Source organism: Kitasatospora sp. NPDC091257, from assembly GCF_044757675.1.
GTDB classification, from domain to species: Bacteria; Actinomycetota; Actinomycetes; order Streptomycetales; family Streptomycetaceae; genus Kitasatospora; species Kitasatospora lactacystinica.
The window spans coordinates 1-8,326 of the sequence record NZ_JBIVVI010000286.1 but is presented as its reverse complement, the minus strand read 5'-3'; the positions used below and the strand labels follow the sequence as shown (position 1 = coordinate 8,326).

At 74.8% G+C, this 8,326-nt stretch carries 8 protein-coding genes; 2 read left to right on the top strand and 6 right to left on the bottom strand.

Translation table 11 applies throughout. The features are described from left to right. Positions 1-106: 106 nt before the first annotated feature. From ACIQOV_RS15785 to ACIQOV_RS15770, 4 genes are read right to left on the bottom strand one after another with little or no spacing between them, the layout of a single operon-like run. Complete coding sequence (locus ACIQOV_RS15785; RefSeq protein ID WP_401048908.1) at positions 107-718, bottom strand: hypothetical protein; 612 nt, start codon at positions 716-718, stop codon at positions 107-109. Positions 719-729: 11 nt separating this feature from the next. Next, positions 730-1,944, bottom strand: coding sequence for an acyl-CoA dehydrogenase family protein (locus ACIQOV_RS15780; RefSeq protein ID WP_401048906.1), 1,215 nt, complete (start codon positions 1,942-1,944; stop codon positions 730-732). Further along, positions 1,941-3,191, bottom strand: coding sequence for a CaiB/BaiF CoA transferase family protein (locus tag ACIQOV_RS15775; protein ID WP_401048904.1), 1,251 nt, complete (start codon positions 3,189-3,191; stop codon positions 1,941-1,943). Before ACIQOV_RS15775 ends, ACIQOV_RS15780 begins: the two co-directional genes overlap by 4 nt. Continuing rightward, positions 3,188-4,711 (bottom strand): APC family permease, encoded by a 1,524-nt coding sequence (locus ACIQOV_RS15770; protein WP_401048902.1) that lies wholly within the window; start codon positions 4,709-4,711, stop codon positions 3,188-3,190. Before ACIQOV_RS15770 ends, ACIQOV_RS15775 begins: the two co-directional genes overlap by 4 nt. 265 nt (positions 4,712-4,976) lie before the next feature. On the opposite strand from ACIQOV_RS15770, the gene ACIQOV_RS15765 reads away from it, so the two are divergent. Beyond that, positions 4,977-5,729 (top strand): FadR/GntR family transcriptional regulator, encoded by a 753-nt coding sequence (locus ACIQOV_RS15765; RefSeq protein WP_401048900.1) that lies wholly within the window; start codon positions 4,977-4,979, stop codon positions 5,727-5,729. 51 nt (positions 5,730-5,780) lie between these two features. Beyond that, positions 5,781-6,602, top strand: coding sequence for a cache domain-containing protein (locus tag ACIQOV_RS15760; protein WP_401048898.1), 822 nt, complete (start codon positions 5,781-5,783; stop codon positions 6,600-6,602). A gap of 40 nt (positions 6,603-6,642) precedes the next feature. Here ACIQOV_RS15760 and ACIQOV_RS15755 read toward each other — a convergent pair whose 3' ends face one another. Together ACIQOV_RS15755 and ACIQOV_RS15750 are read right to left on the bottom strand one after the other, a co-directional pair. Further along, the gene (locus ACIQOV_RS15755; protein ID WP_401048896.1) at positions 6,643-7,377 is read right to left on the bottom strand and encodes a (2Fe-2S)-binding protein; all 735 of its coding nucleotides are present in this window, start codon (positions 7,375-7,377) and stop codon (positions 6,643-6,645) included. Positions 7,378-7,555: 178 nt separating this feature from the next. Beyond that, positions 7,556-8,137 carry a hypothetical protein gene (locus ACIQOV_RS15750; protein WP_401048894.1) on the bottom strand — a complete coding sequence of 194 codons (582 nt, stop codon included), beginning with the start codon at positions 8,135-8,137 and terminating at the stop codon, positions 7,556-7,558. Positions 8,138-8,326 lie beyond the last annotated feature (189 nt).

Here is an 8,326-nt window from a genome sequence, read left to right as displayed (position 1 = left end):
GACGGGCCTTGCGGCCCGTCCCCCCTCGTCGTTCACCGGCCGCCGTCGCTCACGGGCCGGCGTCGTTCAGGAGCCGCCGTCGCCGTCCCTCGTCGACCGCCGTCGGTCAGAGGTCGCCGTCGCTCCGGTTGGGCAGTCCGGTCTGGGCGGCGATCGCGTTCCAGAGCGTGGCGGCCTGCTTCTTCGCGGTGGTCGCGGTGCCGCTCGCCTGGACGGCGTTCTTGTAGTGCTGGTTGTCCTGCTTCTTCGCGTCGCAGGAGCCCTGCGCGTCCTGCGCCCAGAGCGCGTACTCGTCGTCGGCCTGGGCCGAGGCCGTCCAGGCCGCGTTGAGCTGGTCGACCAGCTGCTGACCGCCGGGCAGCTTGTCGGCCTTCAGCTGGCCGAGCTTGCTCTGGAGCTCGCGCCGCTTGCCGGCCGCGGCCGTCAGCGCCTGCTGGGACTCGGGCAGCTTGTCGCACTTCTGCACCGAGGCGACCGCGGAGACCACCGAGCTGCGGCTGTCGCTCGCGGTGCCCAGCAGGTCCGACAGCGGCTGCGCCTGGGCCTTGACCTCCGGGTCGACGGCCGCGCCGGAGCCGCTCGCGCTCGGCGCCCCGGGGGTGGTGGTGGCGCCGGCGGTGGCGGCCGCCGGGGTGGTCTTCCTGTCGTCCTTGGTCTCGTCGCCGCCGCTCATCAGGACGGCGACCAGGATGCCGGCCGCCGCACAGCCCGCCACCACGCCGCCGATGATCAGCTTGTTGGACGAACGTCCGCCGCGTCCCGAGCCGCCCGCCCGGTGAGCGCCTGGCCGACCACCAGCGTGTGGATCTCGCTGGTGCCCTCGTAGGTCAGCACCGACTCCAGGTTGTTGGCGTGCCGGATCGGCGAGTGCTCCAGCGAGATGCCGTTGGCCCCGAGGACCGTGCGGCACTCGCGGGCGATCGCCAGCGCCTCCCGCACGTTGTTGAGCTTGCCGACGCTGACCTGCTCGGGACGCAGCCGCCCGCCGTCCTTGAGCCGGCCGAGGTGGACGGCCAGCAGCGCGGAGTTGCCGAGCGCGAGCGCCATGTCGGCGAACTTGCGCTGGGTCAGCTGGAAACCGCTGATCGGCCGGTCGAACTGGACCCGCGAGTCCGCGTACCGCAGCGCCGCCTGGAGCGAGTCCCGGCCTGCGCCGACCGCGCCGAACAGGATGCCGAACCGCGCCTCGTTCAGGCAGGACAGCGGGCCGCGCAGCCCCTTCGCTCCCGGCAGTCGGGCCTCGGCGGGCAGCCGGACGCCGTCCAGGTGCAGCTCGGAGGTGACCGAGGCGCGCAGCGACAGCTTCCGCCCGATGTCGCGGGTGGTGAAGCCGGGCGTGCCGCGCGGCACCAGGAAGCCGCGCACGCCGTCCTCGGTGTTCGCCCAGACGGTGGCGACGTCCGCGATGCCGCCGTTGGTGATCCACGTCTTGGTGCCGTCGAGGATCCAGTCCGAGCCGTCGCGCACCGCGCGGGTGCGCATTCCGGCCGGGTTGCTGCCGAAGTCCGGCTCGGTGAGGCCGAAGCAGCCGATCGCGGTGCCGGCGGCGAGCCCGGGCAGCCACTCCTGCTTCTGCTTCTCCGAGCCCCACCGGTGGATCGAGTACATCGAGAGCGAGCCCTGGACCGAGACGAAGCTGCGCAAGCCCGAGTCGGCGGCCTCCAGTTCGAGGCAGGCCAGGCCGTAGGAGACGGCGTTGGTGCCGGCGCAGCCGTAGCCCTCCAGGTGCATCCCGAGCAGGCCCAACGCGCCGAGTTCGGGGGCGAGTTCGCGGGCGAAGTGGGCGTTGTCGAACCACTCCGGCAGGTGCGGGCGGACCCGGTCGGCGAGGAACCGGGCGACGGTGGCCTGGATCTCGCGCTCCTCCTCGGTGAGGAGGGTGGCGAAGTCGATCAGGTCGAGCGGGTCGGACATGGCGGTGCCGGTGCCGTGCGGGGTGCTCATGGGCGGTCCTCGAAGTCCTGGTCGTGCGGGGGAGGGTTGTGCGGCGGCCGGTCGTGCGGAGGCTGCTCGTAGGGAGACCCGCCGTGCGGAGGCCGGTCGTGCGGGGTGTCCAGCCAGGCGGTGAGTTCGGCGGTGTGCTCGCCGAGCCGGGGCGGGGGCAGCTGGTAGCGGGGCGGGGTGCGGGAGAGGCCGATCGGGTTGGCGACCAGGTCCAGCGGGCGGCCGTCCGGGCCGGGCAGCGGTGCCCGGGGCCGCAGGCCGAGCGAGTCGGCGAGGTCGAAGGCCTCGGCCAGGTCGTTGACCGGGCCGCAGGGCACGCCGAGCGGGGTGAGCACCGCGAACCACTCGGCGGCGGTGCGGCGTTCGAGCCGGGCGGTGAGCTCGCGGGCCAGCACGGTGACGTGCGCGACCCGGTCGGAGTTGGAGGCGAAGCGGGGGTCGGCGGCCAGCTCGGGGGCGCCCACGCCCCGGCAGAGCGCGGCGAACTGCCGGTCGTTGCCGACCGCGACGACCAGCGGGCGGTCGGCGGCGGTGAACAACTCGTAGGGGGCGATGGACGGGTGGCGGTTGCCGAGGATGCCCGGCACCGCGCCGGCCAGGGTGTAGCCGGCGGACTGGTTGACCAGGCCGGAGAGCAGCGTGGAGAGCAGGTTCAGCTCCACCAGCTGGCCCCGGCCGGTGGTCTCGCGCTCGCGCAGTGCGGCCAGCACGCCGACCGCCGCGTGCAGCCCGGTCAGCACGTCCACCAGTGCGACGCCGGTCTTCACCGGTTCGCCGGGGGCCGGGCCGGTCACCGACATCAGACCGCCGACGGCCTGCACCAGCAGGTCGTAGCCGGGCAGTTCGGCGCCCTTGCCGGGGCCGAAGCCGGTGATCGAGCAGTAGACGAGCCGCGGGTTGAGGGCCTGGGCGCGGTCGGGGTCGAGGCCGTGGCGGGCCATCGTGCCGGGGCGGAAGTTCTCCACCAGCACGTCGGCGCGGCGGACGAGTTCGACGGCGCGGGCATGGTCGGCCGGTTCGCGCAGGTCGAGGGTGAGGGAGCGCTTGTTGCGGTTGACGGAGAGGAAGTAGGTGGCCTCGCCCTGGGCGTGCGGCGGGCCCCAGGCGCGGGTGTCGTCGCCGGTGCCGGGCTGCTCGACCTTGATCACGTCGGCGCCGAGGTCGGCCAGCAGCATGGTCAGGTAGGGCGCGGCGAGCACCCGGCCGAAGTCGGCGACCAGGACGCCGTCCAGCGGGAGTCCGGTCATGCCCGCCCCCGGGCCGGTTCGGCGGAGGTGGCCCCGGGCGCGGCCGTCGCGTCGCCCGAGGGGGCGTCGCCGCGCAGGTGCGGGCGGGCCAGCAGGAGGTAGAGGCCGCCGGCCGCGAGCACGACCACCGCCGAGAGCAGCACGAGGTAGTTGTCGTACCAGGCGGCGTCCGGGGTGCGGCCCCAGCAGATGTTGACGATCGCGGCGACGCCGTAGACCAGCGCGCCGATGTTCACCGCCAGGCCCCAGCGGCCGAGCCGGAAGTCCCCGCTCGGGCGCCAGCCGCGCAGCCGGGCCCGCAGGGCGGCCAGCACCACCATCTGGAAGGCCAGGTAGATGCCGATGCTGGAGAAGGAGATGATCTTCGTGAGGGCGCCCTCGGAGAGCGCCGAGGCACCCACGATGATCACACCGGGCAGCGCCGCGGCGAGCAGCAGCGCGTACGGCGGCACCCGCAGCCGGTCCGAGACGGTGGCCAGCAGCCGGCTGCCCACGATCATCCGGTCCCGGGCGAAGGAGTAGGCGAGCCGGCTCGCCGCCGCCTGGAGGCTGAGCACGCAGGACAGGAAGGAGATCAGCACCACGCCGATCACCACCCGGGCGCCGACCGCGCCGAAGGCGTCGTGCAGCACCTTGGCGACCGGATCCTTGTCGTCGCCGGAGACCACCGCGCCGATGTCCTGGATCGACATCACCAGGGCCAGGCTGACCCCGATCGCCGCAGCGCCGCCCACGTAGATGGTGCGCCGCATCGACTTGGGGATCTGTCGACCTGGGTCCGGCACCTCCTCGGCGACGTCGCCGCAGGCCTCGAAGCCGAAGAACAGGAAGACCGCGATCAGCCCGGCGGCCAGGAAGGCGTCGGCGTAGTCGCCGTCGCCGCCCGCGCCGAAGCGGTCGAGGACCACGCCGAGGCCGTGGTAGCGGTGCGTCAGCAGCAGCCAGGCGCCGACCGCCAGGGCGCCGAGCAACTCGGCGGCGAAGCCGAACACGGCCGCCGCCGACAGCACCCGGGTGCCGCCGAGGTTGATCACGGTGGCGAGCGCCAGCAGGCCCAGTGCGCACCAGACGGTCGTCGCGGTGCTCGGCTCGACGCCCAGCAGGGCGGCCACGTACGGGCCGGCGCCGTAGGAGACGGCCGCGATGGTGGACATCAGTGCCAGCAGGTAGGTCCAGCCGGTCAGCCAGCCCCAGGTGCGGCCCCAGAGCCGGCGCGCCCACGGGTACACCCCGCCGGCCACCGGGAACTGGGCGACCACCTCGCTGAACACCAGGGCCACCAGCAGCTGGCCGAGGCCCGCGATCAGGAAGCTCCAGACCATCGGCGGCCCGGCGGTCTGAAGTGAGGTGGCGAAGAGTGTGTACACGCCAACGACGGGGGAGAGATAGGTGAAGCCGAGCGAGAAGTTCGCCCAGAGGCTCATGTCGCGCTTGAACTCGGAGGTGTAGCCGAGGGCGGCCAGCCGTTCGGCGTCCGGGTCGGGGGAGTGGACGGTGGCACGTGCACTGGCATCGGTCATGACCTGCTCCTGGGAACGTGTCGTGATGCGTGGGGGAGCACTGCGGGGTGCGGCTCGGGCCGAGGTTGCGGGAAAACATACGAGATTGAGTTTCTAGGGGCAAGAGTGCGCGTCGGACCTGGAGGTACCCTGCGGGAAACATCCGGTCGGGCAGTGATCGGGCAGTGATCGGGCGAGGATCCGGCGGCGATCCGGCGGCGATCGGGCAGTGATCGGGCGGCGATCCGGCGAGGATCCGGCGACGGCGATCGGGGAGGGGAACGGCGTGACGACCATCGGCAGTGCGACCCCGCTGCTCAGTGCCGTCCTCGCGCCGCTCGCCGACCTCGGCCGCGCCGACGCGGTGGCCCGCCGGATCACCGAGGCGATCGCCCTCGGACTGGTCGCCGACGGGGACCAGCTGCCCAGCGAGAACGACCTGGCCGACCAGCTCGGCGTCGCCAACGGCACCGTCCGCGAGGCCCTCGCCCTGCTCCGCGAGGCCGGACTGATCGAGACCCGGCGCGGCCGCAACGGCGGCAGCTTCGTCCGCATCCCCGCCGAGGGCTCCGAACACCTCCAGCTCGCCCGGCTGCGCGACCTCGCCACCGTCGACCTGCGCGACCTCGGCGACGAGGAGCTGGCCGTCTTCGGCACCGCCGCCCGGCTCGCCGCCGAGCGCGCCCCGGCCGACCTCGGCCCCCGGCTCACCCGACTGGTGCACGACCTGCGCGACGCCGCCGGGCCCGCCGAGCAGCGCCGCGCCGACGCCCGCTTCCACATCGAACTCGCCGTCGCCGCGCAGTCGGTGCGGCTCACCCAGCTCGCCGTCCGGCTCCAGGCCGAACTGGGCCCGCTGCTCTGGCTGCCCGCCCCGCACGGGCCGGACCAGGAGCGCTTCGCCGAGCAGCACCGGGAGATCCTGGTCGCCGTGCTGGCCGGCGACGCGGCCGGCGCCCGGGCCGCCGCCGAGACGCACGCCGTGGCCTGCGTGCACCATCTGGTCCGGCGGCACCTGGAGTTGGCGGACGACGGCTGAGCCGGGGCCGCGCCACCGTTCCCGGATCCCTCCCTCGCCGCCGGAGCCGTCATGACCAGCGCGTTCAGCACCACCCTGCCCGTGGCCCGATCCGCCGGTGTGCCGGTTGCCGGTGAGTCCGCCGCCGGCGGGCCCGTCCTGGGCGGGCCCGCCGCCGGTGACCCTGCCGCCGTCGAGCGGTGCGCCCGGCAGGTCGCCGCCGCCGTCGACGCGGTGCTCGCCGAACTGGACGGCCTGCGGGCGGCCGCGGCGGGCTGCTGGGCCCGGGCGGCCGCCGAGGGGCGCCGGCCCGCCGTGGCCGAACTCGCCGTGGTGCACGGGGTGGTGAGCGAGTTGCTGGCGCGGCCCGGCTCGCGCTGGTTCGGCTGCGGAGCGGTCGTGGCACCCGGCGCGCTCGCCGACGCCGACCTGCACGTGGAGTGGTGGTACCGCGGTGCGCGCGGGGCGGGGGAGCGGCGGTTGCGGCTCGCGCTCGACCCGGCGGACGCCGAGTTCTACGACTACCGGGTGCTGCCCTGGTTCGCCCGGCCCCGGGACGAGGGGCGGGCCGCGGTGGCCGGGCCGCAGGTCGACCTGCTCTGTGCCGACCGGTACGTGCTGTGCTGCGCCCGGCCGGTGGTCGTCCCGGGTGCGGGCTTCGTCGGGGTGGTGGCCGGGGACGTCCCGCTGGCAGTGCTGGAGCGGCTGCTGGTGCCCCCGCTGCGGGCGCTGTCAGGCGACGCGGCGCTGCTCGACGGCGAGGGCAGGGTGCTGGCCGCCACCACCCCGGCCCTGCCGGTGGGTTCGCTGGCGCGCGGACTGCTCGCGGACCCGGCGTCCGAGCGGGCCGGGGTGCCGTCCGCGGCGGTGGACTGGGCGGTGGTGCGCGGCTGACGGCGGCCGGAGATCTGTATGACCTTCATTTGTGAAGGTATTACTCGTTCCGCTTCCCGCGGCCGGGCGGCGTGCTGAAGCAGCAGTCCCCGCAGAGCCCGGCACCCGGACCCACCCGGTAGTAGAGGCAGCAGCTGTTCCGCCGGAACGCCGTGCCACCCGGCCCGGCGCGCAGGATGCCCGACCCGGCCAGTGGCGGACGGTCCAGCAGCTCCGCGGCCAACGCCCGTGCGGCGTCCGGCGCGTGGGCGTCCAGCACCCGCAGCGTCCCGGCCAGTGCGGAGGCGGCGTTGCCGAGCAGCAGACGGCGGGAGAGCGGGGCGGCGGCCCGGACGGCCTCCGCCAGCGGCGTCAACTGTCCCAGCAGGACGGCCTCGTGGAGCTGGTCGGTGAGCGAGCCGGCGTCCGGGCGGGCGGGCTCCGGCGGTGCCCACAGGTCGAGCGGGCCCTGGTCCGGGATCCGCACCCAGGCGTGCTCCAAGGTCGGGACCGTCCCCAGCAGGACCGCCGAGCCCAGCCCCACCGACCAGAAACGGGCGGCCAGCCCCAGGTGCAGGATCGAGGCGGCGACCCGGGGCTCCCCGGTGCCGAGCCGCTGCGCCACCACCCGCAGCCGCGCCGCCAACGGCGCGTCCGGTCCGGTGCCGTACAGCTCGGCCAGCGGCCGGAAGCCCTCCGGCGGCCGGCCGGCCGGCGAGGTGTCCAGCGCGAAGTACGGCCCGACGGCGGCGAGCCGGGCGTAGTCGGGCGAATGCCGGTCGGGCGCGGGGTTCAACGGCCCTCCCCTGTCAGGTCGTTGAACCCCGCGCCCGGCGGTGGCGGAGCGGTCGGACGGTCGAGGGACAACGGGGCCTCCAGGTCTGCGGGTGCTCGGGTGGCGGTGCGCAGCCCCGGCCGTCGCCCGGTCGGCCCAGGAGGCCCTGACCGGTCCTGTCGGCCCGGTCGGTCGGGTGTCAGCTGCGCACGGAGAAGTCACCACTGGTCGTGCGGATGAACGGTACCGTGCCCTGGCAGTCCGACACCGGCTGGCCGAGCGCGCCCCAGACCCAGCCCATCCGGTCCCCGCGCCGCCCGTCGTCCTCCACCGAGAGCGAGACCTTCCGGCCGATCAGCTCCAGGCCCGGGAACCACGGCGCGTCGCCCTTGGTGACCACCCCGGTGGCGATCGCCTCCCGGCCGCCGACGGCCAGACAGGTGATGTCGCCCTCGAAGTCGGCGACCAGCCGGCCGTCGGTGTGCACGTGACGGACGTGGAAGTGGCCCGTGGTGCCGCGCGGATCGGTGTTGGTGGTGGCACGGGCGTCCACCGAGATCCGCACCGGGTCGCCCTCGAAGCCCTGGAACCCGGTGGTGAGGACGGTGTTGCCGGTGCCGCGTACACCGACCGGCCCGAAGTCGCCTGCTGGGGCGGCCGGTTCCGGGGCGGTGACCGGTGCGGCGGGGGCCGGCTCCGCGACGGCGGCCGGTGCGGCGGTGGCGGCGGTCGCGGCCAGCAGGAGCAGCGAGAGTGCGGCGGTGGCGAGGCGGCGGTTCATGGCGGTTCGGGTCTCCTTCGGCGCGGGTGTTCACGGGTGACTGTTCCCGTGCGGGGGCCGGCGTGGGCGTCCGGTTCGGGTGTCCTCTGCGGGTGTTCCGATGCCACCGATCATGCTCCCGCCCGGTCGCGCAGACCTCCTGCTGCGGAGGGGAGTTGACGGCGGACCGCTCCCTCCTGAGGAGGACCG